The following is a 26,965-nucleotide window of genomic DNA, read 5'->3' on the forward strand; positions in this document are numbered from 1 at the left end:
CGTGCGGGTGACCGGCGACGCACCCTATCCACCGCTGCCACCCCGTCCGCCTCGGCGGACGCAGGGCGGCGGACCCGCGCCGCAGTCGCCGAACCGCCGGACCCCACCTCCCGGCCCGCACGGTTCCGCCCCGCCTCCGCCTCCTCGCGTTCCGCCACGAGGATCTCCGGGACCGCCGCCGCCGCGACCCCGGCACCCGGCGCCCCGCCCCGGCCCGGCAGGTCCGCCTCCGGAGGGAACCCAGGTGATCCGGCGAGACGGGCGAGGCACCCCACCCGCCCCGCAGCAGGCGTGGTCGCAGGCGCCCGAACCGCGATTGTCGCGGTCCGCGCCTCCTCGCCCGGACGGCTACGCGCCCACCCAGACGCCGCAGCCCTATCGTGAGCCACCGCAGTATCGTGAGGCGCCGCAGAACCGACAGGCGTATGCCCCGGATCGGCGCACCCCTCGCAACCCGCCGCCCCCGCTCGCACCTCCCCGCAACCCCGAACCACCGCGTCAACGCAGACCCAGACGCCGGCGAAACTGGGGCAGTCGCATCGGCATCCTCTTTCTGGTGTTGATCCTTGCCCTCGCCGGCATGACCTACTACCTGGACACCTCCCTGAACCGGGTCGACGCACTCGCCGATTACGACGGCCGGGTCGGCGACACCCCCGGCACCAACTGGCTGCTGGTCGGGTCGGACAGCCGCACCGGGCTGACACCGGAACAGGAGCAGGAGTTGTCGACCGGCGGCAACAGCGGTCCCGACCGCACCGACACCATCATCGTGATGCACCTCCCGAGCAGTGGCGGGCCGGCGACCATGGTGAGCATCCCCCGCGACTCCTACGTATCCATACCGGGCTACGGCGAGGACAAGATCAACGCGTCGTTCGCATTCGGTGGTCCGCAATTGCTGGTGCAGACGGTCGAGGAAGCGTCCGGGCTGCACATCGACCACTACGCCGAGATCGGGTTCGGCGGTTTCGCCGGGATCGTCGACGCCATCGGTGGTGTCGAGATGTGCCTGGATGCCCCCATCGACGACCCCCTCGCCGGCATCAATCTGGCGCCCGGCTGCCAGGAGCTGTCCGGCTCGGACGCCCTCGGATTCGTCCGCACTCGCGCAACGGCGCTCGCCGATATCGACCGCATGAACCACCAGCGGAAGTTCATGGCCGCGCTGATGGCGAAAGCCACCAGCCCGGCAACGTGGCTGAACCCGTTCCGGGTGTGGCCGCTGGTCACCGACACAGCCAAGTCGTTGCGCGTCGACGAGGGCGATCACATCTGGAACCTCGCAATGCTCGCCTGGGCCGTGCGCGGTGACATGGTCACCACCACGGTCCCGGTGGCCGGCTTCGAGGACGTCGACGGTTCGGGGAACGTGCTGGTGTGGGACGACGAACGGGCCTCGCAGTTCTTCGGCGCTCTCGCCGAGGATCGGCAGGTTCCCGCCGAACTGGTCACCACAGGCCAGTGACGCCGCATCCGTAAACTGAGCCGCATGACACAGTCGGCGCCTACGAAACCCAGTGAATTCCACCACCTGCTTCAGCAGCAGATCCGCAACGAATTCACGGCGTCACAGCAATACATCGCGGTGGCCGTCTACTTCGATTCCCATCATCTCCCGCAGCTGGCGAGGCGGTTCTATACGCAGGCCACCGAGGAACGCCGCCACGCGATGATGATGATCCAGTACCTCCTCGACAATCACGTGGACGTGACCGTTCCGGGTATCGACGACGTGATCACGGAATTCGACTCGGTGCGGGCACCGGTGGAACTGGCGCTGAAACAGGAAGAAGCGGTCACCGAGCAGATCACCAGGCTCGCCCGCACCGCCCGCGACAACGGGGACTACCTCGGCGAGCAGTTCATGCAATGGTTCCTCAAGGAGCAGGTCGAGGAAACTGCAGGCATGAACACCCTGCTGACCATCGTCGACCGCGCGGGCCACGATGTGTTCAACATAGAAGACTTCGTCGCCCGGGAGATGAACGCCGCCCCGCGCGCCGATTCGACCGCGCCCAAGACCGCAGGTAGCGGAGCTTGAAGGCACCCCTGATAAACCCGAAACGGTGCGCGATAATTCGGTGGAATTCGCGCCGAATTAGGCCGCATTAAGTTTGGGAACCCTTGCCATAATTAGGCAGAACTTGCATGACAACGCCGTCTGACCAGCTATATCGTGTGTCCCATGACTTCCGTTGACGCGCACAAGACAAAATTCCACGCCCTGCTGCACGACCAGATTCGCAACGAATTCAACGCGTCACACCAGTACACCGCGACTGCCGTCTATTTCGATAATGCGGACCTTCCGCAGCTGGCCAAGCACTTCTACAAGCAGGCCGTCGAGGAACGCAATCACGCGATGATGATCATCCAGTACTTCCTGGATCGCGGAATCAACGTGGAGCTGTCGGGTGTCGACGCCGCGAAGGGCAACTTCGAGAATGCGCGTGAGCCGATCGCGTTGGCTCTGACGCAGGAGAAGACGGTCACCGAGCAGATCGTGCAGCTCGCGAGCACCGCCCGCGAAGAGGGCGACTACCTCGGCGAGCAGTTCATGCAGTGGTTCCTCAAGGAACAGGTCGAGGAGGTCGCCAGCATGACCACCCTGCTCGCCATCGCCGACCGCGCGGGCGCCAACCTGTTCCATCTGGAGGACTTCGTCGCTCGCGAGATCAGCGTCGTCGACGACACCGCCGGAGCACCTGCCGCTGCCGGCGGCGCCATCTAGGCGGCTCCGCCGCTCGTGAGTGGTTAACGAGTGTCCGCACTCCTTAACCACTCACGGGCCCGGAGGGCCTAGCGCAACGTGACCTGGCGACCGCGGAGGCCGTCGCGGGCGCGTCGCTCGTCGGTGGTGAGCGGAGCATCGACGGCCAGCGCCTGCGCGAGGCGGTCACCGAGCTCGACCGTGGCGGTTGCCCACTCGTTGGGGTGCTTCTCTCGATCCAGGTCGAAGACCGGAACGAGAAGGCCGTGCGTCCGGAAAGAGCCGGCATAGCGCGACCCTTCACCCAGGTGCAGCCCGCCGGTGGCGTGGACCCGCGCCAGCGCCAGCATCAGGTCGTCCTCGTTCTCGGGACGCACCCAGCGGATGTGCGCCTTTTCACCCGCATCCACCCACCACGCCGCCACGACGCCTTCGGCTTCGACCCGCGCGGACGGCATGATTGCCGCGTTGGCGTGCTGCACCGTGGTCGCGACCTCGGGTGCCGGTTCCACCCCTTCAGGGATCCACCAGTTGAAATCCTGGTGCACCGTGATGTCGAGCAGAGCGTCCGCGTCGATCACCTCGGCCGGTGCGGGGGTGTCGGCACCGGGGTTGGCGGAGGCCAGCGATTCTCCGGCCGCGGCGTCTCGAACCCATACGACGGAGGCCGCCAAGTCGGCACCGAGGTCCGCAGAGTGTGCCTGGACCTGCACACCGACGAACCCGGTGGCGTCCTCGCCTTCGTCACGGACGAGCGCCGCCACGGCACCCGGCAGGACGGTCGCCAACGTCACCGGACGCGAAGAGTCCTTCACCGGCAGCGGTGCTGTTGCGGAGGGGACGAATTCACGCAGCGCGACGAGGTCGCATTCCGCGGCGAGGCCTTCGAAGGGTCGCGTCACGGCCGCGGCGGCACTTTCCCGTTCCGCCTTCCGCTGCGCGAGCTTCTCGGCGCGGGCACTGTCGGGCTTCGGTCCACTGTTTCTCTTGCTCTTCTTTGCCACGACGCCAAAACCTACACGCCTGAAGAGGCTCGGTCAGGAGGCCAGCCAATTCTTGGTGCGCCCGGGGTGGTTGGTAGCCACCCAGCTGACACCGAGTTCGCGACACAGAGCGACATCGGTCCGATCGTCGACGGTCCAGCAGTAGGTGGCCCGCCCTGCGGCCGCGGCCTTGTCGACCATGTCGGGGTGCTCGTGCAGGGTCTTGACCGAGGGACCCACCGCGGTGGCGCCGACCGTCGTGGCCGCTCCTCCGCCGAGATAGCGGGCCGACTCCCCCAGCAGCACGGTCGGAAGCATCGGCGCCGATCTCCGGATCCGCCACACGGCTCCTGCCGAGAACGACATCACGACGGCGCGCGAGTGGTCGGCCGACGGCGGGGACGCGATGCCGAACCGCTGCAACTCGGCCAGGACCTTGCTTTCCACGAGCCCGCCGAACCTGACGGGATGCTTGGTTTCGATGAACACCTTCACGGGCCTCGCCGAGTCGAGAGCGAGCTCGATGAGCGCACTCAATTCGAGAAGTTCGGCGGGGTCTTCCGCGGTGCCGTAGTTGTATTGGGCGAGCTCGTCGCGCGTCATCTCGCTGACGACGCCTACGCCGTCGGAGGTGCGATCGATCGTGCGATCGTGGACGCACACGAGGTGGCCGTCCTTCGTGAGCCGCACATCGCATTCGAGCCCGTCGGCACCCTCTCTCAGCGCGAGTTCGTACGCGGCGAGGGTGTGTTCGGGCTTGGCTGCGGACGCACCACGATGCGCGACGACGAGCGGTCCGCGCCGATCGGGGCTCACGAGGCGAACGCTTCCTGATCAGGTGTTCCCGAGTTCTTCGCCGGTGGTTCCGATTCGGACGGCGGATCGGTGGCAATCACCCAACGGGTGACCGCTTCCTTCGTCCCCTTCAGAGTGCGGCCCTCGAGTCTGCGCAGAACCAGCAGGGCGAGCAGCGCGGTGGCCGCCGCGACCATTGCGGTGAACGCAGACAGGAGGACGCCGTCGGCCATGGCCTGCAACCCCGGACGGGACCGCCAGAACCAGTTGAAGACGAGGAGGACGACACCGAAGACCCACATGGCCCACCAGGCGCGCACGAGCGTGACAGCTCGGGGATCTCGCCGAACGACCTCCAGTAGGAACACACCCGGCATCACCAGATTGAGCCCGGGGACGGCGCAACCGACGATCAGTTCACCGGCGGAACGCGGATCCGACCTTCGCTCCCGGGCGAACGTGCGGCGGCGGATCCGCAGCAGCCAGCACACGCCACCGATGCCGGACAGCAGGGCGAAGAGCATTCCACCGGCTTGGGTGACGAAGACGGCGGCGTCCGAGACGGCGAGCACGGTCGGGTCGACCAAACGGGTCCTGTTCCAGACGAGGACGGCGTAGCGACCCAGTTCGGCCGGCACGGCCAGCGCGTACAGGCCGGCGGTGACGATCAGGAAGGTGGCGGCCTTGTCGGCGAGTGCTTCCGGCCAGTTCCTCCCCCCACGAGACGCATCGACATGGTCGTGAAGTCCCCAACGCGGAACGTCGGTGTAGTGGGGTGTCGGACTGGGCGCAGGAGGATCAGCGGCCAGCCCCCCACGCCGGAGCGGTGGTCGCGCCACCCAGCGGAAGCCTCGCTGATCGGGAGAAAGCTGCTGCTCGGTCCGGATCGGTGCGAGGAGCACGCCGTGACAGCGAGGACACCACTGTGCCGGGGCGCCGAGAACTGGCCACCGGCCGGCGCATCGTGCGCACACCTGAATGACGCTCATGCCGTCCGCACCCACTTCACAGTTCCGATTCTGTCACGACACACCTGTTGGGGTCGGGCAGCGACCGATTCGTCCCTTTCCCACCAATTTTGTGAGCTGCGCCACGGGGATTCTCGAGTTATCCACAGTTTCCACAGGTTCATCCACAGTTATGAACACTGCTCACACCGCGCAATTCCTGGTCAGAAGGCGTGGACAATCTCCGTTGTTGACAGCCTCGACATGAACGGTCCACAACCGTGGATGAACTTGACACCGCAGGTCGGTGAACGATGCGATTCGGCTGGGCGACGGCGCGGCCCGGAATTACCCCTCCATGCCGGGTTGCCCGCGAAGCAACCCGAAAACTCCGGACCGGCCGTCTTCTCCCCCACCGCCTGCCGGGGCAGATTTTCCCCGACACCTGATCTGACGCAGCCCGGCGCCGTTTGGTTCCACTCGATCTGTAATCTCGGAAAACGATGACGGACGACGTCGGATCGCGGTGGCAGCTCGGACCCGCCCGCGTCCTCCACCTGGCTCTGGGCCTCATCGCCGGTTCGCTACTCGTCCGGTCGTGGGTGGCAGCTCGCAGCGACTTCTACTGGGACGATCTGATCCTCAGTGGGCGGGGCGGGAGCCTGCCGCTCCTGTCAGCCGACCTTCTTGTCTACGACCACGACGGTCACTTGATGCCCGGCGCCTTCCTGGTCGCCGGTATCGCGACACGAATCGCGCCCTACCAGTGGGTCCTGCCGATGATCACGATGATCGCGCTTCAGGCGGCGGCGTCCTACGCGGTCTTCCGATTGTTGCGCAAGATCCTGGGACTGCGGCCCGCGGTGCTGATCCCTCTGGCGCTGTACCTGTTCACGCCGTTGACGGTGCCCGCGTTCGCGTGGTGGGCGGCGGCGCTCAACGCACTACCTCTGCAGATCGCGCTGGCCTGGGTGGCGGGTGACGCACTGGAGCTGTGCCGGACGGGACGACGCAGATACGCGATCTCCGCCATCCTCGTCACCGTCGCGGGGTTGCTCTTCTTCGAGAAGTCTGTGGTGGTGCCTTTCGTGGCGTTCGCGACCGTGGCGTTGCTCGCGCACGTCGACGGCGCTCCTCGACCGCTGTGGTCCACACTGCGGCGCGGCGCTCTCCTGTGGATCGGTTCGGGAGTGGTGCTCGGTGGGTGGGCGGCGCTCTACCTGTTCACCGTGGAGTCGCAGTTCGAGTGGGCAGGACCGTCTCGGGCGTTCCAGTTGTTCCACCACGCGACCTCGCTGGGTCTCGTGCCGACGCTGCTCGGGGGGCCGTGGACGTGGGACCGCTGGATTCCGAGTCCGCCGTGGGCGTCTCCGTCCCCGGCTCTCGTGGTGGTGAGCTGGCTGGTTCTTCTCGCGGTGGTGGTCGCGACGATGCGATCGAAGCGTCGCATCGGTGCGGTGTGGATTCTCACTGCCGCGTATTTCCTGCTGTCGGTGGCCGCGATGGTGGTCACCCGGTGGGGTGCCGACACCACCTACGAGCTGGCCCAGACTCTGCGTTATTTCACCGACACGGCGGTCGTCCTGGCGATCGGTACCGCGCTGATCGTGCGGGCACCCGCGCGGGGACCCGTCCCGGTCCCGTTCCTCACCCGGCCGGTCGTGGCGGCGACCGTGGTCGCCGCGGTCGTGGTCGGCAGCCTGTGGTCGACGTACACGTTCACGCGGAGCTGGGCGGAGAACCCGACCACCGACTACCTGACCACGGCCCGCGCCTCCCTGGCCGAGCATCAGGACGCCGCTCTGCTCGAACAACCGGTGTCGATCTGGGTGCTGCTTCCGGTGGCCTATCCGAACAATCTGGTCAGCAGCGTCTTCGCGCCCCTCCCGGACCGTCCTGCATTCGCCGACAGCACCGACCGGCTACGGATGCTCGACGACTCCGGGAAGTTGGTCGACGCGCAGGTGACGTGGGTGCGGTCGCTCGAGCCCGGGACGGTACCGGACTGCGGGCATCTGGTGGACCAGCGCAGCTTCGTCCCAGTCGCTCTCGACGGCCCGCTGACGGGATGGGAGTGGACGGCCCAGCTGAACTATCTCGCCAGTGCGGACGGTGAGCTCTCCGTGGCCATGGAGGTCGGTGATCCCGTGCGGGTGCCGGTGCACCGCGGGCTCAACTCGGTGTATGTGCGCCTCACGGGCGGCGGGCAGAGTCTGCGGGTGAAGACGCTGACTCCTGACCTGTCGGTGTGTGTGGGTGTGGGCCCGGTCGGGGTCGTCGTACCGAAGTAGCCGGGCGTCCCGGGAGATCAGAGGCCGTACCGGGACCAGGCGACACGGGCCCTCGTCGCCCCGACCACGGCTGCCACGGCGTCGTCCCATCCGGCGGCGGGCACACCGAGTTTGGCGAAAAGTGACCGGCGCGGGCCCGTCAGTTCGATGGTGGCGTCGGGGAATCGCTTCTCCACCACCTCGCGAAGGGTACCGATTCCGTCGACGACGCCGAGTTCGACGGCCCGTCGCCCCAGCCACACTTCGCCGTTGAACAGCTCTTCCTCGGTCGCCTTCAGCTTGTCACCGCGACGTTCGATCACCCAGTTCCGAAACTCGTCGTGGATGCCCTCCTGGATCTGTTCGAGCCACCGCACGTCCTCCGACTTCTCGGCGAAGAACGGGTCGAGGCGGGCCTTCGCCTCACCTGCGGAGTGCAGCCGCCGCTCGATGCCCATGCGGTCGATCAGTTCGGAGAATCCGAACCCCGCCGAGATCACGCCGACGGAACCGACCACCGACGTCGCGGTGGCATAAATTTCGTCGGCCGCACACGCGAGCCAATATCCGCCGGACGCCGCGACATCTTCACAGAACGCGAGCACCGGCAGTTCGTGCTCGGACGCGAGCTGCCGAATGCGGGCGCCGATGTACTCACTCTGCGTCGGCGAACCACCGGGACTGTTGATGAGGAGTGCCACGGCCTTGGCGCCGTGTGCGGTGAAGGCCCGGCGAAGCGGTTCCTCGACCGACTCCGCGCTCAGGACCCGCCCGAAACCGGCGCCTCCCGACGCGATCATTCCGTGCAGGCGCACCACCGGGACCACGCCCGCACCGCCGCCACCGAGTGCGTCGGGCAACCTGTCGGCCAGCGGTTTCGGCAGGGAGAGCGGGATCTTCTTGGCCATGAATTCAGCGTACCGACGACGCATCGGGCAAAGTGGCTGCCATGGAGTTGCGAATCTTCACCGAACCTCAGCAGGGCGCTACCTACACCGACCTTCTGGCCGTGGCGCAGGCCGCCGAACGATTCGGCTATGGCGCATTTTTCCGCTCCGATCACTACCTCGCGATGAACAGCGAGGGCTTGCCTGGCCCGACGGACGCGTGGATCACCTTGGCCGCTCTGGCCCGGGAGACCTCCACCATCCGGCTGGGCACCCTTGTCACCTCTGCGACCTTCCGCCATCCGGGACCGTTGGCCATCTCGGTGGCGCAGGTCGACGACATGAGTGGTGGACGCGTCGACCTCGGGATCGGCGCCGGCTGGTTCGAGGAAGAGCACAAGGCCTACGGCATCCCGTTCCCTGTTCTGAAAGAGCGTTTCGAACGACTCGAAGAGTCGCTGGCAGTGATCACCGGGCTGTGGCGCACACCTCGTGGTGAGTCCTTCTCATACAGCGGGAAGCACTTTCAGATCGAAAACTCACCTGCCCTTCCCAAACCTCGACAGCCGCAGGGCCCTCCCGTCGTGATCGGCGGTGCGGGCAAGAAGAAGACGCCGGCTCTGGCCGCGAAGTACGCCGACGAGTTCAACGTTCCCTTCGCCTCCATCGAGGACACGCGCGACATCATCGAACGAGTCCATCTCGCGTGCAAGGCCATCGACCGCGACCCCACCGAGTTGGTGTACTCCAACGCGCTGGTGTTGTGCTGCGGCCGCACCGAGGAGGAAGTGTCCCGACGGGCCGCGAACATCGGGCGTGAGGTGAGCGAACTGCGGGAGAACGGACTCGCCGGGTCGCCCGCCGAACTGGTCGACAAGATCGGCCGTTACACCGAAGCGGGATCACAGCGGATTTACCTGCAGACCCTCGACCTGAGCGACCTCGACCACCTCGAACTGGTCGCGAGCGAGGTACTTCCGCAGCTGAGCTGAAACAGGACAACTTACAGCACAATCAAGGTATGAGGTTGCTGCTTCTTGCCGACACCCATGTGCCCAAGCGTGCGCGGGATCTCCCCGCCCTCGTCTGGGAGGAGGTCGACAAGGCCGATGTGGTCATTCACGCCGGGGACTGGGTGGACGTGGCGCTGTTCGATGCCCTCGAGGAACGGTCCACCCGGCTCGTCGCCTGCTGGGGAAACAACGACGGCGACGACCTGCGGGCGCGGATGCCCGAGACGGCTGAGGTGACACTGGAGGGGGTCCGCTTCACTGTCGTGCACGAGACCGGGGCGTCCACCGGCCGGGACAAACGGATGTCCGCCGCATACCCCGACACCGACGTTCTCGTCTTCGGGCACAGCCACATTCCGTGGGACACGGTCTCCGACACGGGTCTGCGACTGCTCAATCCGGGGTCACCCAACGATCGGCGTCGTCAGCCGTTCTGCACCTACATGACGGCCGAGGTTCGGGACGGGGAACTGCGCGAGGTCGAACTGCACCGACTGTGACGGGCCGCCCGGTCAGTGGCGGGTGGTCGAGTCCAGGAACTGGCGGAGGTCGCGGTCCCACTGGGCGTCGCGGGCACGGTTGAGGGACGCCCGGGTGATGAGGAATCCGGACATCGCGATCATCATCACCACGAACCAGGTGAACAGTCCGGCGATCACTCCGGCCACTCGTGCGGCCGACGCCGACATCGGCTGGGTGGTCAAGTTCCCTTCGCCGTCGACCCAGATTTGTTCCTCGGTGCCGGCGGGGGTGGCGGGATCGACGGTGATGTCGGCGCGGCGGGTCTGGTCACCCCACGTCCACTTGGCCGGGGCGGTGTCGACTCCGGACGGTGCGACATCGGAGGACATCGTCACTCCTGTGGAGTCGGCGAGGGTGGTCGCGGTGACGGTCCGGAACTCGGAGGTCTGCTGCTCGGCCAGCACCTGTTGGCTGGCGGCGGTCTTCGCACCCGCGAAGATGGCGAGCGGAAGCATCGCGAAGGCGAGAACGATCACTGCAAGCGTGAGAAGGTTCTCGATGCGGTCGGAACGTCGCATCAGTGGGTTGCGCCGGGTGGAGCCGGGCCGCAGCGGCAGCCCTCCCGCTCGAGAGTTCTTCCACATGTCGTTCCGGTCCTCTCGCCGACAATCTCCTGCTTCCAGGGTCGTACGCTTCGCAAACAAGATCAAGTCATCGAGGTGTGTGTTTGGGCACTGTGTGGTATTACACCTCCACTGATACTCCTCCCGGGGTTCGTCCGCATAGGGCCAGTTCCCGGTGTTCTTTGGGGCTCATGCCCCGTACTCGCTTGAATGCCGCACTCAGCGCGAAACCGCTGCCGTACCCGACTCGTTGGGCAACCGCGGCCACGGTGGCGTCGGGCTCGCGGAGCAGATCGGCGGCCAGAGCAAGCCGCCAATGAGCCAAATAGGTCATCGGCGGCTCCCCGACCAGTTCGGTGAACCTGCGGGCAAGGGCGGCCCGGGACATCCCGGTCTCGGCGGCAAGCGAAGCGACGGTCCACGGTTGCGCCGGATTGTTCTGCAGGATGCGCATCGCCTTGCCGACCACCGGATCGGTCTGTGCCCGCACCCACGACGGCGCCTCGACCGCAGGCCGGGCGAACCACACACGCAGCACGGCGATGAGCAGTAGATCGAGCAGCCGGTCGAGAACCGCTTCCTGACCGGGCTCGTCGCGCACCACCTCGTCGTGCAGAAGGGTGACCAGCCGGGAGTCCCAGTCGGTGCGGCGTTGCACCACCAGCGGGGGCAGCGCCGACAGCAGACGGCGGCTGATTTCGCCGGGAGTCGTATACGTTCCGGTCAACAGCACGGTGCGGCCGCTGGGGTTGTTTCCCCACGTCCGGACGCCCAGATCCATCGATTCGGCGAGCGGTTCCCCGTGCAGCGTCGTGCAGCTCTGGTCGGGATTGATGACGACGCGCGGCGCCCTCGCCGGGTCATCCGCGACGACGTAGCGTTCCGGTCCACGCACGACGGCGATGTCCCCCTCGGTCAACCGGATGGGTTCGCCGGCATGGGGGGAGATCCACGCCTCGCCGCGGCCCACGGCCACGAGACTGAGCGGTGCACGGTCGTCGATCTGCAGTGACCACGGTGGTTCCATGATCGAGCGGAGCACGAAGGCTCCGGTGGCCCGGGGACCGCTGATGAGACCGGCGAGGGGATCCATAGTCGCGATCGTAGACGCTGGCGTATGGATGAGCGCTTCTCGACCATGGATAGTCTCATCACTTCCGTCTTGACTGGACGCATGACAACGACAACCTCCACCCTCGTCCTGACCGGCACCGGCAAGATCGGCGGTCGCGTTCTCCGCGGACTCGCCGCCGCGGGAGCGTCCGCCCGCAGTGGTTCACGATCCGGCCTGGTTCAGCCAGAACTTCAGTGAAAGTTTCATGGCCGACTCGTTGCGCAACGGGGCGCGACTTCCGTTATGTCGCCACCACTTCGGCGGACTATGCGTCACTGCTGGCCGCGGCAGGGTTGGCCACCGATGCGATCGGTCTGCTCACCTACCTGTTCGAGGACGTTCTCGACGGGCGAAATGCATATCTCACCGACGGTGTGGAGCGGGATCTCGGACGGGCACCGAAGGACTTCGCCGACTACGCCCGCGCCGCGGCGGCAGCGGGCGTCTGGAAGGAGAGGTGACGGTGCGTTCACTGCTGATCGTCACGGCCGTGGGGGCGGGGTTGATCGGCGGTGTGATGTTCGCGTTCTCGACATTCATCATGCCGGCACTGAGCCGCCTCGAACCGCGACAGGGCATCGCGGCCATGCAGGCAATCAACCGTGCAGCGCCGAATGCGTTCTTCATGACTGCGTTGTTCGGAACGGCGGTGACCTCGATTGCGCTGGCGGTGGCGACGGTGGTCCGGCACGACGCGTCGGCGAGCTACGCAGTGGTTGCGTGCGTTCTCTATCTCACCGGGATCGTGTTGACGGTGGTCTATCACGTCCCGCGCAACAACGCGCTGGACGCGGTCGATCCCGGCGGGAACGACGCAGCGGACGTCTGGGGAAACTACGTGCCCGGGTGGACTGCATGGAACCACGTGCGCACGGTCAGCGCACTGTCGGCCTCGGCGGTGCTCGTATGGGCGGCGACCGGAACCTGAGCTACGACGGCGGAAGCACGTCCGTCTGAGAGGGGACCTCGTCCTGCTTCAGCACTCCGACGGGGCAGCTGACTCCGGTGGCGTGCACCGGGCAATAGCCGCCGGGGTTCTTGGCGAGGTACTGCTGGTGGTAGTCCTCCGCGTAGAAGAACTGGGTGAGCGGGGCGATCTCGGTGGTGATTGCCCCGTAACCGGCTTCGGCGAGGCGTTTTTCGAAAGCCTCGGCCGTCGCTTCCGCGATCTCGACCTGCGACTCATTCATCGTGTAGATCGCGGACCGGTACTGCGTGCCCTGGTCGTTGCCCTGCCGCATGCCTTGGGTGGGATCGTGATTCTCCCAGAACTCCTTCAGAACTTCGGCGTACGAGATGACCTGCGGATCGAACACCACGAACACGACCTCGGTGTGCCCGGTACGGCCGGAGCAGGTCTCCTCGTAGGTGGGATTCGGGGTATAGCCACCTGCGTATCCGACAGCGGTCGTGTACACGCCGTCGAGCTGCCAGAACTCTTTCTCGGCGCCCCAGAAACATCCCATCCCCAGCACCGCGGTCTGCATTCCTTCGGGGAACGGCGGCTGCAGCGGATGACCGTTCACGAAGTGCGTCGCCGGAACCGGCATCGGCCGATCCCGGCCGGGGAGCGCACCCTCGGCGGTGACCATCGTCGACTTAGCGGTTGCCCGACCCAGCAGCTCGTCGTACCAAGACATGACTCGATGCTACGCGCGCAGTCGCAGGCGTCTCCTCGACCGATGTCGCCGTTTCACCCGGGTCCGGAACGCGAGCGGCGACCCACCGCGAGGCAGGCAATTCCACCCATCGGTACAGCGCCTCCGAGATCAGCGCGGTCACCAGGAGGAAGACGACGATGGCACCGGTCGCGCCGAAATGGCCGACGGTGTGCTCGTACACCCGGTACAAAACGAGCGTATGGACGAGGTAGATCGCGTAACTGCGCGTCGCCGTCCAGCGGACGACGGCCCAGTGGGCGGCCGGTCCGTCGTACCGGCCGACGAGCACGACGCACGCGGTGACGACGGCGAATGTCCACAGGTAGTGCTCCCCTGCCCAGTACACCCGGAAGTCGGTGGCGAGGTGGATGACGTTCACCTGGGCGAGCCCGGCGATGATGATCCATCGCGGCTCCGCGAGCCTGGCCCAGCCGAGGTAGATGAGTTGACCGAGCAACACGGCGGGCATCGTCGCGGCGATCTTGGACAGCATCGGGACCGTGTAGGGCTGCGGTACGTACAGGTTGTAGAGCAGGATCAGCGAGCAGATCGCGGCGCCGGCGAGAGGCATCGCAATGGGTGTGGCGCGTAGGACCGGCCGCGCGGCGACGCAGGCCACATAGAAGAAAATCTGCACGGCCAGGGTCCACGTGACGCCGAGTACCGCGACTTCCGGTTTGAGGAAGAATCCGCCGAGCACGAAGCTCAGGAGGGCGTCGACGTTGGAGATTCCGTCCTGCCCGCTGAACATGCCGTTGATTCCCAGGCGTACCAGGACAACGGCGGCGAGAATCGCCACCCAGAATGCGGGCAGGATGCGCCCGAGCCGGTTGAACAGGAATCGCCCGGGAGGGTGACGAATAGCCGAACGGGTGATCAACACACCGGTCAGCATCATGAATACGGCGACACCGAGAAAAGACAAATGCTGATTCAGTCCGGCCCGTTCGATAAATATCTGATAGACGACGTCGATGAACCACCATCCCGTTCCGAGATCGTCGATCAGATAGAACGAGATGTGCGAATAGATGACGGTCAGGACCGCGAAGAAACGCAGCAGATTCGCGCCCGTGAGCTCCACGCGCGGTGCGGCCGCGTGTGAATCTGCAACAGGTATCAGCAAAGGCACCGCGACAGCTTAAGGTTCCGTTCACCGGGCAGACGAATTTTCACGACCGCCGGAGCCGCCGTGTCAGATTTTTTTCGGGTAGCCGAACTTTACTGTGAGGGAATCGCCCCCTGTGCCCCGGTGTTGCGCACGGTGTACCAATGAGATTGGGTATACACCCGAGAACGATTGGAAAAGGCGGGTGCGTGACGCATGCTCACGCGGCGTTCGCACCCGGAAGAATCAGGGCCACACGCCCACAAAGAAGGGACCCTCGTGTCTGAATACACGCTGCCGGAACTCCCCTACGATTACGCAGCTCTCGAGCCGCACATCTCCGGCAAGATCATGGAGCTGCACCACGACAAGCACCACGCCACCTATGTCAAGGGCGCCAACACCGCCCTCGAGAAGATGGCCGAAGCCCGCGAGGACGGCACCATCGCCGACAAGGCGCTGCTGCTCTCCCGCAACCTGGCCTTCAACCTCGGTGGACACACCAACCACTCCATCTTCTGGAAGAACCTCTCGCCCAACGGTGGCGACAAGCCCACCGGCGAGTTGGCCGCCGCGATCGACGACCAGTTCGGTTCGTTCGACAAGTTCCAGGCTCACTTCACCGGTGTCGCGACCACCCTGCAGGGTTCGGGCTGGGCACTGCTCGGCTACGACACCATCGGCCAGCGCCTGGTCATCGAGCAGATGACCGATCAGCACGGCAACATCACCGCCGCGCTGATCCCCGTGGTCATGCTCGACATGTGGGAGCACGCCTTCTACCTCGACTACCAGAACGTCAAGCCGGACTACGTCAAGGCTTGGTGGAACATCGTGAACTGGGCAGACGCCGAGGAACGCTTCACCCGCGCCCGCACCCAGGGCGCCGGCCTCATCGGCTGATCTCCTCTCTTCTCTCACGAGCGCACAGAACGCCTCCGGGCATTTCTGTGCGCTCGTGCCGTTCCGGTACCCTCACCACTCCGGAATTCGTCCGAGTTGGCCGTGCGTCCAATAGCCTTGATCCGTGACCGACAACAGCACGCCACGTAAAGACTCCGCCGTCCACGCCTTCCGCGACGATGCGCTGGGCGATCTGGACGCCACCGGTATCGCGGAGCGGATCGCGTCCAAGGAAGTCTCGGTCCGTGAGGTGACCGAAGCGGCAATCGCCCGAGCCGAGTCGGTCGAACCATTACTGTGCGGGCTGGCGTTCCCCGACTTCGACCGCGCCCTGACAGAATCGGGACGCCCCCACGAAGGCGTGTTCGCCGGGGTGCCGACGGTCATCAAAGACAACGTCGACGTCGCCGGCCAGCCCACCCAGCACGGCAGCGCAGCGTTCACCGCCACCCCGGCCCGGGCCGACAGCGACTTCGTGGCGCAATACCTGTCCACCGGAATCGTCTCGCTCGGGAAGAGCCGGCTACCGGAATTCGGGTTCAGTGCCTCGACGGAATTCATGGACGCAGAACCGGTGCACAACCCGTGGAACCTCGCGTACTCCCCCGGCGCCTCCTCCGGCGGTTCGGCCGCGCTCGTCGCGTCCGGGGTGATTCCGATCGCCCACGCGAACGACGGCGGCGGCTCCATCCGCATTCCCGCCGCGGCCTGCGGGCTCGTCGGACTCAAACCGTCCCGGGGTCGCACGGTGCCCGATGCCATGGACAAGACGCTGCCCGTCAGGATCATCTCGCAGGGCGCCGTCACCCGGTCGGTCCGCGATACCGCTCGGTGGATGGCCGCGGCCGAACGCTACTACCGCAACCCGACGCTGCCGCCCATCCGATTGGTGGAGGGGCCCAGCACCACCAGGCTCCGCATCGGCGTGGTCGTCGATTCCGTCACCACGTCTCCCACCGACGACGAAACGCGAAAGTCGGTTCACGCCACCGCCGACCTGCTCGCAGCGCTGGGACATCACGTCGAGGAAGCACCGATGCCGGTGAACCAGTCCTTCGTCGACGATTTCTGCACCTACTGGGGATTTCTCGCGTTCGTCATTTCCAACAACGGCAAGCGGATGCTCGGGCCGGATTTCGATCGAGCAGGTACCGACAACCTCACACGCGGGCTGGCTGCGATGTACCGAAAGAAAATGGCCAGGACACCCCAGATGCTGTATCGGCTGCGTCGTACGTACCGCGAGTACGCCCAGGTGTTCCAGACGTACGACGTGGTGCTCTCACCCACTCTTGCACACACGACGCCCGAACTCGGATACCTCTCCCCCAGACAAGGTTTCGAGGAACTGTTCGACAAGCTCATCGCCTACACGGCGTTCACGCCGCTCAACAACGCATCCGGTGGCCCTGCCATCTCCCTTCCGCTGCACGAGACGTCGCAGGGGCTTCCGCTCGCCTCGCATTTCTCCGCGAACCACGGGGACGAGCGCACCCTGCTCGAGTTGGCGTTCGAGTTGGAGCAGGCAACTCCCTGGCGACGCATTCAGGATGCGCGCTGAAAGTTACCTCTTCGCAGGCTCATCCAGACAACGATGCCGGCGAGTAGCACCGTCGTGCACCCGAATCCGACGGCCAGGTGACCGGCGGTCAGGATCGGTGTCGAGCCGCTGACGCTGCGTGACACCGCGACCGGGTCCGCGAGAACTGTCGCCAATTGCGTCTGCTGCGCCCCGGACCGGGCAGGCATGGCGGCCACCCCGGCATTGAGGTCGGTCGACAGTTGCCCCGACAGTGCCTTCAATTTCGCAAAGCCGTCGACGATCTGCGTGGTGGCACCGGCCAGCAGCTCGGGAGCCTGATCAGCGATCGGGACGATGCCGTCGTTCAGTTGGCGCGCGCCACTGCTCAGTTCGGCACTTGCGTCGGTCAGCTGTCCCATCGCCACCCGGACGAGTTCACCCAGGTCGGTGTCGGGGCCGACTTGCTCACCCAGAAGCCCCGGGACCGAAGTCAGCTGACCTGAAAGCAATCCCAGGTCCGCACTCACCTGCTGTAGGGCCGGAACCACCTCGGGCGCGACGGGAGTGGCCGCGAGAACGCGGATCGCCACATCGATTCTCGTGCGCATCTGCACGGCACTGTCGTTCGCTTCACCCAAGGTCAATCCCAGCGCGCTCAGCCGATCTGCCAGGTCGTTCGCCGTTCCGGCCGTCTCGTCGACCACACCCGCTACCTGATCCGCCACACCGAGGAGTTGCACTGCGCCCGATCGCGCCGTCTCGAGGTACGGCAGCAGCGTGTCGGCGCCTGCGGTGAGTTGCTGTGCCGCATCGTCCGCCGCGGACGTGCCCGCCGCGAGAAGTCCGGCTGCCATCCCCGCCTGCTGAAAGGCAGTCCGCGACTTCGACATGTCGGCCAGCAGGTCGGCGACACCGTCGGCACCGACCTGAGAAGACACCACCTCGGACAGCCTGATGGCTGCCACCTCGTCTGCGCCCTCCACGTCGAGACCGAGGGTGGCCTGCCGTGGTTTCGAACCCCAGATCGACGACACGGCAGCACTGAAGTCATCGGGCACGGTGACGGTGGCGAAATAGTTGCCGGCCTCCGCCTCGTCGGCCGACACCACCCGCCAGTCGAAATCCTGATTCGCTTCGAGATTCCCGATCAGGGATTCCCCGGCCCGCACTGCCTCCCCTTCGACCGTGGCACCCGCATCCGCGTTCACGATCGCCACCGTCCGGCTGTCCGGCGCGTCACCGAGAAACAGGGCGCCGAGGCCGGCCGCGGAGACGGCGACGAGCGCGGTCAGGCCGAGTGCGGCGGTACGCCGGGGCGTGAAGAACTGTCGCATCGTGTCGGTTGCGGCGTGGTGGCCGACGGATTTCCCTGGGCGCTCAGACGTCATTCCGGTGAGGGTAGGAGGCTTTGATAGCGCGGGCTTGTGGGCTTTCTGAGGGTTCTCTGAGGAACGGGCGCCGTCCGCCGCCCGATGAGCACTCCTGTGCGTTAGCACTCATGTGCACTTGTGTGCCAGGCATTGTTCGGTGCATTCTTCAAGTACCCAACGAGGTGTGCGCACGAGGCATGTTTCCAGCACGTCATTCACACCGAGGAGGCAGAGATGAACAGGGACGGCTACATCGGCATCTCGCCCTTCCAGGCCGCAGGTACTTTGCGCGGATTCGTCATTTCGGGGCGTTGGCCCGACACCACCAAGGAATGGGCGCAGCTACTTGCCCTCGCCGTTCGGGTGGCGTGCATTCCGGGGCTTCTGCACACCACGACGGTGTTCGGCGCCCGCGAGGATCTGCCGGAGGAACCGGAGCCCGAGACCGTCGGCCTCGTGGTTGCCGAGGGCACGGTCCTCGGTGAGTTCGCGCTGTCTCCCGGGCGGTTCGCGGACCATCAGCCACCGGCGTTGATGATGCTGCACCCACCGTCGGAGACCACGCCGTCGTTGCCGGAATGTGCAGGTGCGGCATCCGGTTGCGTCCTGCTGCCCGGCCTGCCTCACCTCGGTCTCGACCACCGGGCGGCGTGGGTGGAGGCGGAGGCGGACGGCACGGTCACCTCCATGGTCAGCCGAGTCGGCATCGACCCGATCAGCGACCCCGACACCGCTGTTTTGGCGATGCTGCTGGCGTCGTGAGGGTTCCCGAAACCTCACGACGCGGTTGTCCAAACTTATTGTCGCCTTTGTGTTTTCGGATCCTCCCCGCTAGCGTGAAGGTCAGCGAAGGGGAGTAGCCCCCAATCGCCAGTGTCGACATATCGGTACTGTGACGCGAGTCACCGGACCCGGCCTGGTGAACCGGCACCGTGACGTCTCTCGGTGCCGGTGGGCGAGACCTTCGGCCGAGTGGGCGCGTCAGTGCCTGCCACGCCGGGGGACCCACCTGTCAATCCTCCGACCGACTGCTCTAGGAGGATGTTGTGCTGGCCGCGGTGCTGCTGAGTTTCGGGGTGATCTTCGTCGCCGAACTGGGTGACAAATCCCAGCTGATGGCGATGACGTTCGCGCTGCGCTACCGGTGGTGGGTGGTGATCTCGGGCATCACGGTCGCGACGACGGTGGTGCATCTGGTGTCGGTCGCCGTGGGTCACAGCCTCGGAGTCGCCCTTCCCACCGGCGCGATCAGTGTGGTCGGTGGGGTCGCGTTCCTGATCTTCGGTGCGTGGACACTGCGCGGTGACCGCCTCAGCGACGAGGAGCAACTCAAGGCCGGCCGCACCGCCCGTTCCGCGTTTCTGGCGGTGACATCCGCTTTCTTCCTCGCCGAACTGGGCGACAAGACGATGCTCGCCACCATCACCCTCGCCACCGACCACGACACGGTCGGCGTGTGGATCGGCTCGACTGTCGGCATGGTGGCGGCCGACGCCCTGGCCATCCTGCTCGGCGCGGTCCTGGGCAAGCACCTGCCGGAGAGAGTCATCCGGATCGGCGCCGCGGTGTCGTTCTTCGCCTTCGGGGCCTGGTTACTGCTGGCAGGTCTGCTACCGGGCAGCGCGGCGGGCCCACTCGCGGCCGGCGCCGTCGTCGTCACCGCCGTCGCTGTCGCAGCGGGTCGTACCGTGTGGTCCCGTCGCCGGACGCACGCTCCGGTGAAGGATCAGGAGTTGCTGCACTGACCGCAGTCCGGCGCCTTCCCGGTGAGTCGACAAGGTCACGCAGTACGGGCGATACTCGACGCGAAAGTTGCTCTATGTTCTCCGCGGACGAGAGGCGTGTGTGAACCATCCCGTTGCGAGCGCCAAACCCGCGCTTCTCACAGTCGACGACGATCCTGGAGTGTCTCGCGCCGTCGCGCGGGACTTGCGGCGCCGGTACGGCGAGAAGTACCGCATCATCCGCGCCGAGTCCGGCGAATCCGCACTGGAAGCGCTGCGCGAGCTGAAACTGCGCGGCGACCCCGTCGCGGTCATTCTCGCCGATTACCGCATGCCGGCCATGAGCGGAATCGAGTTCCTCGAGAAGGCCATGGACCTCTACCCGGTGGCCCGGCGCGTGCTGCTCACCGCATACGCGGACACCGATGCGGCGATCGAGGCGATCAACGTGATCGACCTCGACTACTACCTGCTCAAACCCTGGGATCCGCCGGAGGAGAAGCTGTATCCGGTGGTCGACGCGCTGCTCGACGCCTGGGCGTCGTCGGAGCGGCACCCGGTGGAGGAAACCAAGGTGATCGGCCACCGTTGGGCGGCCCGGTCGTCGGAGGTGCGCGAGTTCCTCGCACGCAACCAACTCTCGTATCGCTGGTACATGTCGGACGAACCGGAAGGCGAGCGACTTCTCGCCGCCGCAGGTGCCGACGGACTTCGGTTGCCTGTCGTCATCTGCCCGGACGGTGACGTCCTGGTCGAGCCGGCCGACACCGAGCTGGGCAATCGGCTGGGGTTACGGACGTCGCCGTCGGAGAACTTTTACGATCTCGTCGTCGTCGGAGGCGGTCCCGCCGGGCTGGGCGCCGCGGTCTACGGCGCCTCCGAAGGTTTGCGCACCGCGCTCGTCGAGCGGACGGCAACCGGCGGGCAGGCGGGTCAGAGCAGCCGTATCGAGAACTACCTCGGATTCCCCGACGGCGTGTCCGGCGCTCAGCTGGCCGACCGCGCCCGTCGGCAGGCAACTCGGTTCGGGGCCGAGCTGATCACCACGCGCGACGTGGTGGCTCTCGAGGTGAACGGCTCGGCGCGCACGGTGCGATTCGCCGACGGCCACACCATCGACGCGCATACCGTGATTCTGGCCACCGGGGTCTCCTATCGGCGCCACCCCGCGCCCGGGATCGACGAGCTCACCGGACGTGGGGTCTTCTACGGGTCGGCCGTCACCGAGGCGGCCCGCTGCGCGGATCAGGATGTGTACATCGTCGGCGGCGCCAACTCTGCGGGGCAGGCCGCGATGTACCTGGCGCGGGGCGCGCGCACCGTCACGATCGTGGTCCGGGCGAAGTCGCTCGAAGACTCGATGTCGTATTACCTGATCCAGCAGATTCAGCAGAACCCGCGAATACGCGTCCGGCCGTGCACCGAGGTGGTCGGAGTGGAAGGGGACGGCCACCTCGAGAGGATCCGGCTGCGCGACAATGCGGGTGGGTACGAGGAGACCGTCGATGCCGGGTTCCTCTTCCTGTTCATCGGGGCCGCCCCGCGCACCGAGTGGCTCGACGGTGTGGTGATTCGCGACGAGCACGGATTCGTGGTGTCCGGCCCGGATCTCGTCGTGGACGGGAAGGCGCCGAGCGGCTGGCCACTCGACCGGCTACCGCACCACCTCGAAACCAGCGTCCCCGGAATCTTCGCCGCGGGCGACGTTCGGTCGGAGTCGGCCAAACGGGTGGCGTCGGCAGTCGGTGAAGGGGCGATGGCTGTCATGCTCGTGCACCGCTACATCGGACAACCGTGATCGGGGGCAGACCGTGACCACACTTTCCTGTTCCCCGGAAGAGCTCAGAACGCTCTTCCTGTTCGAGAAACTCGACGATCGCCAGCTCGGCCAGCTGTGCGGAAGCGGTCGCGTCGAGCTGATCGAACCGGGTCCCGTCTTCGCCGAGGGCGATGCCGCGACCTGCTTCTACGTGCTGATGGACGGCGAACTGGTCCTCGGCAAGTTGTCCGGGGGCGAGGAGATCGAGGTCAACCGAACCTCTCAGCGCGGCGTGTATGCCGGGGCGTGGCAGTCGTATCTCGGCGATCGCGCACCTCAGACGTACACGGCATCGTTGCGGGTCACGACGCCGTCCCGGTTCTTCGTGTTGGACGCCGACCGCTTCGGTGCCCTGATGCACGAGTGGTTCCCGATGGCAGTTCACCTGCTCGAAGGGTTGTTCTTCGGCACTGAGAACTCCCGTCAGATCGTCGACCAGCGCGAGCGGCTCCTCGCCCTCGGCTCACTGTCTGCGGGACTGACGCACGAGCTCAACAACCCGGCGGCCGCCGCAGTACGGGCGACGGCCTCGCTCCGCGACCGGGTGTCGCACATGCGGCAGAAGCTCGGTGTCATCGCGTCCGGGGTGTACGACCGGCAGGCACTCGCGACACTGATCCGGTTACAGGAGGAAGCGGCGGAACTGGTCGCGAAAGCCCCCACACTCACACCGCTGGAAGCCGCGGATCGCGAAGACCAGCTCGGCGACTGGTTCGACACGCATGGCGTCTCCGGCGGCTGGGACCTCGCTCCCACGTTCGTGCAGGCAGGCCTCGACATCCCCTGGCTCGAGCGGATCGTGGCGAGCGTCGACGACGACGCGGTGGTCGAGAGCACGATCCGGTGGCTCAACTACACCATCGAGACAGAGCTTCTGATGAACGAGATCGCCGATTCGACCGCCCGGGTGTCGACTCTGGTGAATGCCGCGAAGCAGTATTCGCAGATGGACCGTGCCCCATACCAGCGCGTCGACCTTCGCGAATTGCTCGACAGTTCGCTGGTGATGCTGGGACGCAAGATCGGCGACTCGGTCGCGGTGGTGAAGGACTACGACGCTTCCCTGCCTCAGGTTCCTGCCTATGCGGCGGAACTCAACCAGGTGTGGACGAACCTCATCGACAATGCCGTCGCCGCGATGCAGGGGCACGGCACTCTCACCGTCCGCACCCGGCGGGACGGCGACATGGCGCTCATCGAGATCGGCGACACCGGTCCCGGTGTGCCGGAAGAGATCCGCTCGCGTATCTTCGAGCCCTTCTTCACCACGAAGCCCGTCGGAGAAGGCACCGGCCTGGGCCTCGACATCTCCTGGCGCATCGTGGTGAAGAAACACCGCGGCGATCTCCGCGTTCACTCCGAGCCGGGTGATACCCGCTTCCAGGTTCGCATCCCGATCGAGCCGGAAGTGACAGCGATGGAAGGAGACTCGCATGGGTGAAGTGGAAGGCATCGACACGAGCGTCGCACCGAGCGGTACCGGTTGCGTCGAATGCGACGCCGCCGGTGGGTGGTGGGTTCACCTGCGGCGCTGCGCACTGTGCGGACACGTCGGATGCTGTGACTCCTCGCCGGCGCAGCACGCCAGCCGGCACGCCGCCGACACCGGTCACCCGGTGGTGCAAAGCTTCGAGCCCGGCGAATCGTGGTTCTGGAACTATGCCACCGATCAAGTGTTCCAGGGCCCCGAACTGGCTGCACCGCAACATCATCCGCTCGAGCAGACCATTCCGGGCCCCGCCGACCGCGTGCCGCAGGACTGGCAGAAACACATCCACTGATCTGCCGAGCTAGAGACCGGCACTGTTCACTTGTGCCGCGGTCGCGGCGTCCTGTTCGTCGTAGCGGGCCAGCGTCGCCTCGAACGTCGCCTTCATCGCCGCGGCGTGGCGTTCGTGCGCGGCGAGAACACCGACCGCGGTGTTCTCGTACGCCACACCGGAACCGCCCACGGCCGTCGCCCGAAAGCGCTCGGCCAGCGCCGCCGCCGACCGCAGATGCGTTTCGCCCAAACCGAAGTTGTCGGGCGCGAGTTCCCGGTAGGCCCGCAGTCGCAACTCCGCCATGTCCGACGCCAGCGCGTCACACGCCGCGATGCAGCGCAGCAGCGCCTCGCGATCGACTTCCATCTGATTCCCGGTCATCCGTCCCCCCACCGTTTTGCCTGCGCCTCCCGTGCGCACGCGAAGACAACCTACCCGGCTACTCCACAGGCCGGTAGGTGCACACGTGCACGCCCGTGTTGCTCGTGACCGAGGAGACCAGCTCGAGAGTCCGGAGCCCGCCGTTCTCGGGGAAGATCGACTTGCCGCCGCCGAGGATCACCGGCTCGATCATGAGACGCAGCTCGTCGAACAGGCCTTCACTCAGGAGGGTCCGCGCCAGTGTGGCGCTTCCCATCACCAGCAGCGAGCCGTCACCGCCCTCCCGCAGCTTCCGGATTTCTGCGACAGCCTCGTCACCGGGAATGCGGGTGGTGTTCTCCCAGGTCAGCTCGTCGTCGCCGAGTGTCGAGGACACCACATACTTCGAGATGGCGTTCATCTGGTCGGCGAACGGATCGCCTGCCCGCTCCGGCCACGCCGCGGCCATCGTCTGCCATGTGCGCCGCCCGAACAGCAACGCCTTCGCCCCGCTCAACGCGTCGGCGAAAGCGTTGCCCATCGCCTCCGGATCGAAGAACGGATGCGACCAGCCGCCGTGGGCGAAACCACCGTCGGTGTCCTCCTCCGGGCCGCCGGGCGCCTGCACGACACCGTCCAAACTGATGAAGTCCATGATCACAACGCGCACGGGACTCACTCCTCTTTTTCGTTACGGGGATGACGAAGGGATAGACCATCGAGCCGTTCGAAACTCATCGCGCCCACTGTATCCGCGAACAGAACGGTATCCGGGCTCTTCTCCGCACTCAGGAGAGGACGCGCGACACGGTGTCGGTAGTGGCCCTGTCCTGCCCGTCATAGCGAGCGGCTGCACCGGCGAGGTTGTCGGCGATTCTGGCGAGGTCGCCGAGAAGCGCCTCTCGCCGCGTATCGAGATAAGCGCAGAACTGCGGGAAAGCCGCCCGCGACGTGGCAGCCCACGCCGCAGATGACCGGGCGATCACCCCGTCGGTGGCCGCGAGCGCCGTATTCGCCTCCGTGAACATCCCCTCCATCTGCCCTGCTGCGAGACGCAGTTCCACGACATCGACGTTCACAGTTTGCCACTCCCCCACGACATCCCCCTTTACGAATCCGCTCGTGCTCCGCTACCTTACGTGCACAGTGGCACCCGGGGGGGACCGTGGATCTGAAGATGATTCGTGAGTGGGACACCGTCGCGCTCGAACAGTTCGAACAGGCTCTGTCGGCACGCATCACCGCCATCGACGACGTGCGGCGGCGGATTACCGAACTCGGTGATCTGCGCGGTTGGGAGGGCGAAGCCTCGCAGGCAGCACGACGTGCTTTTCAGGTGGCAGTGCAGGACCTCGCCGACGAGAGTGCGGTGATCGGCGCGGTTCGGCGGGTCACGGCGGACACGTTCGACGCTGTTCTGCATGTCCAACTCGAGGTCGCCGCGCTGATGGCTACGGCCGACGACAATGCGTTCGTTGTGTCCGATGCCGGCGCGGTCACCGATGCGCCGAATTCTTCCGAACGGCGGCAGCACGAGTCCATAGTTCGGGCCGCCCGCAGAGCCGACCTCGAGGCGAATGCGCGGGCGCTGATACTCGAGGCCGAGGGCATCGACGTCGACGCAGCCCACGTGCTCACACACGCGATGAGCGGTGGCATCGGAGATCGGGGCGCCGGAGGCTTCAAAGCAGCCGATCAGCAGGGCAGACTGTCTGCCCCGGCGCCACCGCAGAACGCCTCCCCGCTGGAAAACCGGAAATATTGGGACGCAATGCCGGAGTCGCAACGCAGGGAAATACTCGAGCGCCATCCCGAGTGGGTCGGAAGCAGTGACGGCCTCCCCTCTGCGGCGCGGCATCAGGCGAACGTCAACCAGTTCGACGACGAACGGGTCCGGCTGACAGCAGAACGCGACCGGCTGCAGTCGATCGTCGACGACGCTCCGTTCGGGGGCGCATTCACCAATGATGATGCGGCGCTGTGGTACACCGAACAGAAGCTGAGCGATCTGCGCACACTCGAGCAGGTCGTCGCGAAGAATCCGGACGGCCGGCTGATGCTGCTCGACCTGAAATCTGGAGAGCGGGGCATGGCGGCCTTCGCGGTGGGTGACCCCGATACCGCCGAGCACATTTCGGTGACGACGCCCGGACTGAACACCACCATCGTCGACTCGTTCGAGGGAATGGTCGGCGAGGCACGTTCGTTGGGAGACACCAGCGTCGAGCAGTTGCGTCTTCAGGGCCGGCACGACGAGACGGTCGCGACGATCGCGTGGTTGGGATACGAGCCGCCGCAGACAATGGGACCGGGGACTTTCGACACGGTTCGAGGCATGCTGGATGTGACACAGAGCGACCGGGCCGCTGCCGGAGCGGTCAAGCTCGCCGCCTTCTATGAAGGAGTGAATGTCGCCTCTCGACAACCGGATCCGCACCTCACCGCACTCGGACATTCGTATGGTTCCTACACGACTGGCCTGGCACTCCAGGATCCCGGCCCCGGCCAGCCGGTCGATGACGCAGTGTTCTACGGTTCCCCTGGCGTCAACGCCGATGACGAGTCCGACCTCGGGCTGCGCGACGGGCACGGATACGTGATGGAAGCCGCCGACGACCGGTTCGTCACCGAGGTAGGCAAGACGCACAGGTTCGGCCCAGATCCGGGTACTGCAAGTTTCGAACACCTCTCGGTCGACGAGGGAATGAGCCCGGACGGAATTTTTCGCGACGGCGCTCTGGGGCACAGCGAGTATCCGCACCGGGGAACCATGTCGGAGTACAACATGTCGGCAATCGTGGCCGGGCTGCCGGAGAGGGTGGTTCGGTGATTGCCGACCGCCGTCGCCCGGCTCACCGGGCCGCCGCAATTGCCGTGGGAATTTTTTTGACGGCCGTCACGGGATCTGCTGCCGTCACAGGATGTGGG

29 protein-coding genes are annotated in these 26,965 nt (G+C 66.1%); 17 read left to right on the forward strand and 12 right to left on the reverse strand.

Going from position 1 to position 26,965, the window contains the following annotated elements:
* Positions 1-244 precede the first annotated feature (244 nt).
* The 3 genes from R4P95_RS22190 to R4P95_RS22200 all read left to right on the forward strand — a co-directional run bounded on the left by R4P95_RS22190 (position 245) and on the right by R4P95_RS22200 (position 2,734).
* The gene (locus tag R4P95_RS22190) at positions 245-1,468 is read left to right on the forward strand and encodes an LCP family protein (protein ID WP_283254044.1); all 1,224 of its coding nucleotides are present in this window, start codon (positions 245-247) and stop codon (positions 1,466-1,468) included.
* A gap of 24 nt (positions 1,469-1,492) precedes the next feature.
* Positions 1,493-2,044 (forward strand): ferritin, encoded by a 552-nt coding sequence (locus R4P95_RS22195; protein WP_317745286.1) that lies wholly within the window; start codon positions 1,493-1,495, stop codon positions 2,042-2,044.
* A 144-nt stretch (positions 2,045-2,188) separates the two neighbouring features.
* Complete coding sequence (locus tag R4P95_RS22200) at positions 2,189-2,734, forward strand: ferritin (RefSeq protein WP_213574770.1); 546 nt, start codon at positions 2,189-2,191, stop codon at positions 2,732-2,734.
* A gap of 68 nt (positions 2,735-2,802) precedes the next feature.
* Here the strand turns inward: R4P95_RS22200 and R4P95_RS22205 are convergent, their stop codons facing one another.
* Genes R4P95_RS22205 through R4P95_RS22215 form a run of 3 tightly spaced genes read right to left on the reverse strand, consistent with a single transcriptional unit; the run spans position 2,803 to position 5,480 of the window.
* Positions 2,803-3,717 carry a DUF5926 family protein gene (locus tag R4P95_RS22205; RefSeq protein ID WP_317745287.1) on the reverse strand — a complete coding sequence of 305 codons (915 nt, stop codon included), beginning with the start codon at positions 3,715-3,717 and terminating at the stop codon, positions 2,803-2,805.
* Between the two features lie 33 nt (positions 3,718-3,750).
* On the reverse strand, positions 3,751-4,512 hold the full coding sequence (locus R4P95_RS22210) for a glycerophosphodiester phosphodiesterase (RefSeq protein ID WP_317745288.1): 762 nt from the start codon (positions 4,510-4,512) through the stop codon (positions 3,751-3,753).
* A complete protein-coding gene (locus R4P95_RS22215) occupies positions 4,509-5,480 on the reverse strand; it encodes a DUF4328 domain-containing protein (protein ID WP_317745289.1) in 972 nt (323 codons plus the stop codon). The genes R4P95_RS22210 and R4P95_RS22215 overlap by 4 nt, the downstream gene beginning before the upstream one ends.
* 461 nt (positions 5,481-5,941) lie before the next feature.
* Here R4P95_RS22215 and R4P95_RS22220 point away from each other — a divergent pair, with 461 nt between their 5' ends.
* Positions 5,942-7,729, forward strand: a complete 1,788-nt coding sequence (locus R4P95_RS22220; RefSeq protein WP_317745290.1) for a hypothetical protein — start codon at positions 5,942-5,944, stop codon at positions 7,727-7,729.
* A 17-nt stretch (positions 7,730-7,746) separates the two neighbouring features.
* On the opposite strand, the gene R4P95_RS22225 is transcribed toward R4P95_RS22220, so the two are convergent.
* A complete protein-coding gene (locus tag R4P95_RS22225; protein WP_317745291.1) occupies positions 7,747-8,616 on the reverse strand; it encodes a S49 family peptidase in 870 nt (289 codons plus the stop codon).
* A 41-nt stretch (positions 8,617-8,657) separates the two neighbouring features.
* Between R4P95_RS22225 and R4P95_RS22230 the strand changes: the two genes are divergently transcribed.
* Positions 8,658-9,587 carry an LLM class F420-dependent oxidoreductase gene (locus tag R4P95_RS22230; RefSeq protein WP_317745292.1) on the forward strand — a complete coding sequence of 310 codons (930 nt, stop codon included), beginning with the start codon at positions 8,658-8,660 and terminating at the stop codon, positions 9,585-9,587.
* Between the two features lie 29 nt (positions 9,588-9,616).
* A complete protein-coding gene (locus R4P95_RS22235) occupies positions 9,617-10,108 on the forward strand; it encodes a metallophosphoesterase (RefSeq protein WP_317745293.1) in 492 nt (163 codons plus the stop codon).
* Between the two features lie 12 nt (positions 10,109-10,120).
* Here the strand turns inward: R4P95_RS22235 and R4P95_RS22240 are convergent, their stop codons facing one another.
* Positions 10,121-10,714: a hypothetical protein gene (locus tag R4P95_RS22240; protein WP_213574782.1), complete on the reverse strand. Its 594-nt coding sequence runs from the start codon at positions 10,712-10,714 to the stop codon at positions 10,121-10,123.
* 100 nt (positions 10,715-10,814) lie between these two features.
* Entirely contained in the window at positions 10,815-11,786 is a 972-nt protein-coding gene (locus R4P95_RS22245; protein ID WP_317745294.1) for an AraC family transcriptional regulator, read from the reverse strand.
* 81 nt (positions 11,787-11,867) lie between these two features.
* Here R4P95_RS22245 and R4P95_RS22250 point away from each other — a divergent pair, with 81 nt between their 5' ends.
* The 3 genes from R4P95_RS22250 to R4P95_RS22260 are packed head-to-tail and all read left to right on the forward strand — an operon-like array spanning position 11,868 to position 12,735.
* Positions 11,868-12,005, forward strand: a complete 138-nt coding sequence (locus R4P95_RS22250; RefSeq protein ID WP_317745295.1) for a hypothetical protein — start codon at positions 11,868-11,870, stop codon at positions 12,003-12,005.
* Positions 12,002-12,268: a hypothetical protein gene (locus R4P95_RS22255; RefSeq protein WP_317745296.1), complete on the forward strand. Its 267-nt coding sequence runs from the start codon at positions 12,002-12,004 to the stop codon at positions 12,266-12,268. Before R4P95_RS22250 ends, R4P95_RS22255 begins: the two co-directional genes overlap by 4 nt.
* A 2-nt stretch (positions 12,269-12,270) precedes the next feature.
* A complete protein-coding gene (locus tag R4P95_RS22260; protein ID WP_317745297.1) occupies positions 12,271-12,735 on the forward strand; it encodes a DUF1772 domain-containing protein in 465 nt (154 codons plus the stop codon).
* Position 12,736: 1 nt separating this feature from the next.
* Here R4P95_RS22260 and msrA read toward each other — a convergent pair whose 3' ends face one another.
* Both msrA and R4P95_RS22270 read right to left on the reverse strand, forming a co-directional pair.
* Positions 12,737-13,447 carry a peptide-methionine (S)-S-oxide reductase MsrA gene (gene msrA / locus R4P95_RS22265; protein ID WP_213574788.1) on the reverse strand — a complete coding sequence of 237 codons (711 nt, stop codon included), beginning with the start codon at positions 13,445-13,447 and terminating at the stop codon, positions 12,737-12,739.
* Positions 13,407-14,600 carry an acyltransferase family protein gene (locus R4P95_RS22270; RefSeq protein ID WP_213574790.1) on the reverse strand — a complete coding sequence of 398 codons (1,194 nt, stop codon included), beginning with the start codon at positions 14,598-14,600 and terminating at the stop codon, positions 13,407-13,409. The genes msrA and R4P95_RS22270 overlap by 41 nt, the downstream gene beginning before the upstream one ends.
* A gap of 255 nt (positions 14,601-14,855) precedes the next feature.
* Between R4P95_RS22270 and R4P95_RS22275 the strand changes: the two genes are divergently transcribed.
* Entirely contained in the window at positions 14,856-15,479 is a 624-nt protein-coding gene (locus R4P95_RS22275; RefSeq protein ID WP_109334800.1) for a superoxide dismutase, read from the forward strand.
* Between the two features lie 124 nt (positions 15,480-15,603).
* The gene (locus tag R4P95_RS22280; protein WP_213574792.1) at positions 15,604-17,040 is read left to right on the forward strand and encodes an amidase; all 1,437 of its coding nucleotides are present in this window, start codon (positions 15,604-15,606) and stop codon (positions 17,038-17,040) included.
* Here R4P95_RS22280 and R4P95_RS22285 read toward each other — a convergent pair.
* Positions 17,025-18,389: a hypothetical protein gene (locus R4P95_RS22285; protein WP_317745298.1), complete on the reverse strand. Its 1,365-nt coding sequence runs from the start codon at positions 18,387-18,389 to the stop codon at positions 17,025-17,027. The genes R4P95_RS22280 and R4P95_RS22285 overlap by 16 nt on opposite strands.
* A 216-nt stretch (positions 18,390-18,605) precedes the next feature.
* On the opposite strand from R4P95_RS22285, the gene R4P95_RS22290 reads away from it, so the two are divergent.
* The 5 genes from R4P95_RS22290 (at position 18,606) to R4P95_RS22310 (ending at position 23,695) form a co-directional block, all read left to right on the forward strand.
* Positions 18,606-19,133 (forward strand): peptidase, encoded by a 528-nt coding sequence (locus R4P95_RS22290; RefSeq protein WP_213574795.1) that lies wholly within the window; start codon positions 18,606-18,608, stop codon positions 19,131-19,133.
* Between the two features lie 284 nt (positions 19,134-19,417).
* Positions 19,418-20,116: a TMEM165/GDT1 family protein gene (locus R4P95_RS22295; RefSeq protein ID WP_317745299.1), complete on the forward strand. Its 699-nt coding sequence runs from the start codon at positions 19,418-19,420 to the stop codon at positions 20,114-20,116.
* A 100-nt stretch (positions 20,117-20,216) separates the two neighbouring features.
* Positions 20,217-21,893, forward strand: coding sequence for an FAD-dependent oxidoreductase (locus tag R4P95_RS22300; protein ID WP_109334799.1), 1,677 nt, complete (start codon positions 20,217-20,219; stop codon positions 21,891-21,893).
* Positions 21,894-21,906: 13 nt separating this feature from the next.
* A complete protein-coding gene (locus tag R4P95_RS22305; RefSeq protein WP_213574799.1) occupies positions 21,907-23,355 on the forward strand; it encodes an ATP-binding protein in 1,449 nt (482 codons plus the stop codon).
* Positions 23,348-23,695, forward strand: a complete 348-nt coding sequence (locus R4P95_RS22310) for a UBP-type zinc finger domain-containing protein (protein WP_159918760.1) — start codon at positions 23,348-23,350, stop codon at positions 23,693-23,695. Before R4P95_RS22305 ends, R4P95_RS22310 begins: the two co-directional genes overlap by 8 nt.
* Positions 23,696-23,704: 9 nt before the next feature.
* Here R4P95_RS22310 and R4P95_RS22315 read toward each other — a convergent pair whose 3' ends face one another.
* The 3 genes from R4P95_RS22315 to R4P95_RS22325 form a co-directional block, all read right to left on the reverse strand.
* Positions 23,705-24,058 (reverse strand): hypothetical protein, encoded by a 354-nt coding sequence (locus R4P95_RS22315; protein WP_213574801.1) that lies wholly within the window; start codon positions 24,056-24,058, stop codon positions 23,705-23,707.
* A gap of 58 nt (positions 24,059-24,116) precedes the next feature.
* On the reverse strand, positions 24,117-24,707 hold the full coding sequence (locus R4P95_RS22320) for a dihydrofolate reductase family protein (RefSeq protein WP_213574803.1): 591 nt from the start codon (positions 24,705-24,707) through the stop codon (positions 24,117-24,119).
* Positions 24,708-24,825: 118 nt separating this feature from the next.
* Positions 24,826-25,116 carry a type VII secretion target gene (locus R4P95_RS22325; RefSeq protein WP_317745300.1) on the reverse strand — a complete coding sequence of 97 codons (291 nt, stop codon included), beginning with the start codon at positions 25,114-25,116 and terminating at the stop codon, positions 24,826-24,828.
* Positions 25,117-25,214: 98 nt separating this feature from the next.
* Here R4P95_RS22325 and R4P95_RS22330 point away from each other — a divergent pair, with 98 nt between their 5' ends.
* Positions 25,215-26,867: an alpha/beta hydrolase gene (locus tag R4P95_RS22330; protein ID WP_317745301.1), complete on the forward strand. Its 1,653-nt coding sequence runs from the start codon at positions 25,215-25,217 to the stop codon at positions 26,865-26,867.
* Positions 26,868-26,965: the final 98 nt, after the last annotated feature.

The sequence above is a fragment of the Rhodococcus sp. IEGM 27 genome, assembly GCF_033142305.1.
Lineage (GTDB): Bacteria > Actinomycetota > Actinomycetes > Mycobacteriales > Mycobacteriaceae > Rhodococcus_F > Rhodococcus_F oxybenzonivorans.

Bases quoted from the DNA above. Each gene is read 5' to 3' on its own strand.
- R4P95_RS22195 (WP_317745286.1), top strand. From the start codon at position 1,493: ATGACACAGTCGGCGCCTACGAAACCCAGTGAATTCCACCACCTGCTT.
- R4P95_RS22200 (WP_213574770.1), top strand. From the start codon at position 2,189: ATGACTTCCGTTGACGCGCACAAGACAAAATTCCACGCCCTGCTGCAC.
- R4P95_RS22215 (WP_317745289.1), bottom strand. From the start codon at position 5,480: ATGAGCGTCATTCAGGTGTGCGCACGATGCGCCGGCCGGTGGCCAGTT.
- R4P95_RS22220 (WP_317745290.1), top strand. From the start codon at position 5,942: ATGACGGACGACGTCGGATCGCGGTGGCAGCTCGGACCCGCCCGCGTC.
- R4P95_RS22225 (WP_317745291.1), bottom strand. From the start codon at position 8,616: ATGGCCAAGAAGATCCCGCTCTCCCTGCCGAAACCGCTGGCCGACAGG.
- R4P95_RS22230 (WP_317745292.1), top strand. From the start codon at position 8,658: ATGGAGTTGCGAATCTTCACCGAACCTCAGCAGGGCGCTACCTACACC.
- R4P95_RS22235 (WP_317745293.1), top strand. From the start codon at position 9,617: ATGAGGTTGCTGCTTCTTGCCGACACCCATGTGCCCAAGCGTGCGCGG.
- R4P95_RS22240 (WP_213574782.1), bottom strand. From the start codon at position 10,714: ATGTGGAAGAACTCTCGAGCGGGAGGGCTGCCGCTGCGGCCCGGCTCC.
- R4P95_RS22245 (WP_317745294.1), bottom strand. From the start codon at position 11,786: ATGGATCCCCTCGCCGGTCTCATCAGCGGTCCCCGGGCCACCGGAGCC.
- R4P95_RS22250 (WP_317745295.1), top strand. From the start codon at position 11,868: ATGACAACGACAACCTCCACCCTCGTCCTGACCGGCACCGGCAAGATC.
- msrA (WP_213574788.1), bottom strand. From the start codon at position 13,447: ATGTCTTGGTACGACGAGCTGCTGGGTCGGGCAACCGCTAAGTCGACG.
- R4P95_RS22285 (WP_317745298.1), bottom strand. From the start codon at position 18,389: ATGACGTCTGAGCGCCCAGGGAAATCCGTCGGCCACCACGCCGCAACC.
- R4P95_RS22290 (WP_213574795.1), top strand. From the start codon at position 18,606: ATGAACAGGGACGGCTACATCGGCATCTCGCCCTTCCAGGCCGCAGGT.
- R4P95_RS22310 (WP_159918760.1), top strand. From the start codon at position 23,348: ATGGGTGAAGTGGAAGGCATCGACACGAGCGTCGCACCGAGCGGTACC.
- R4P95_RS22315 (WP_213574801.1), bottom strand. From the start codon at position 24,058: ATGACCGGGAATCAGATGGAAGTCGATCGCGAGGCGCTGCTGCGCTGC.
- R4P95_RS22330 (WP_317745301.1), top strand. From the start codon at position 25,215: ATGATTCGTGAGTGGGACACCGTCGCGCTCGAACAGTTCGAACAGGCT.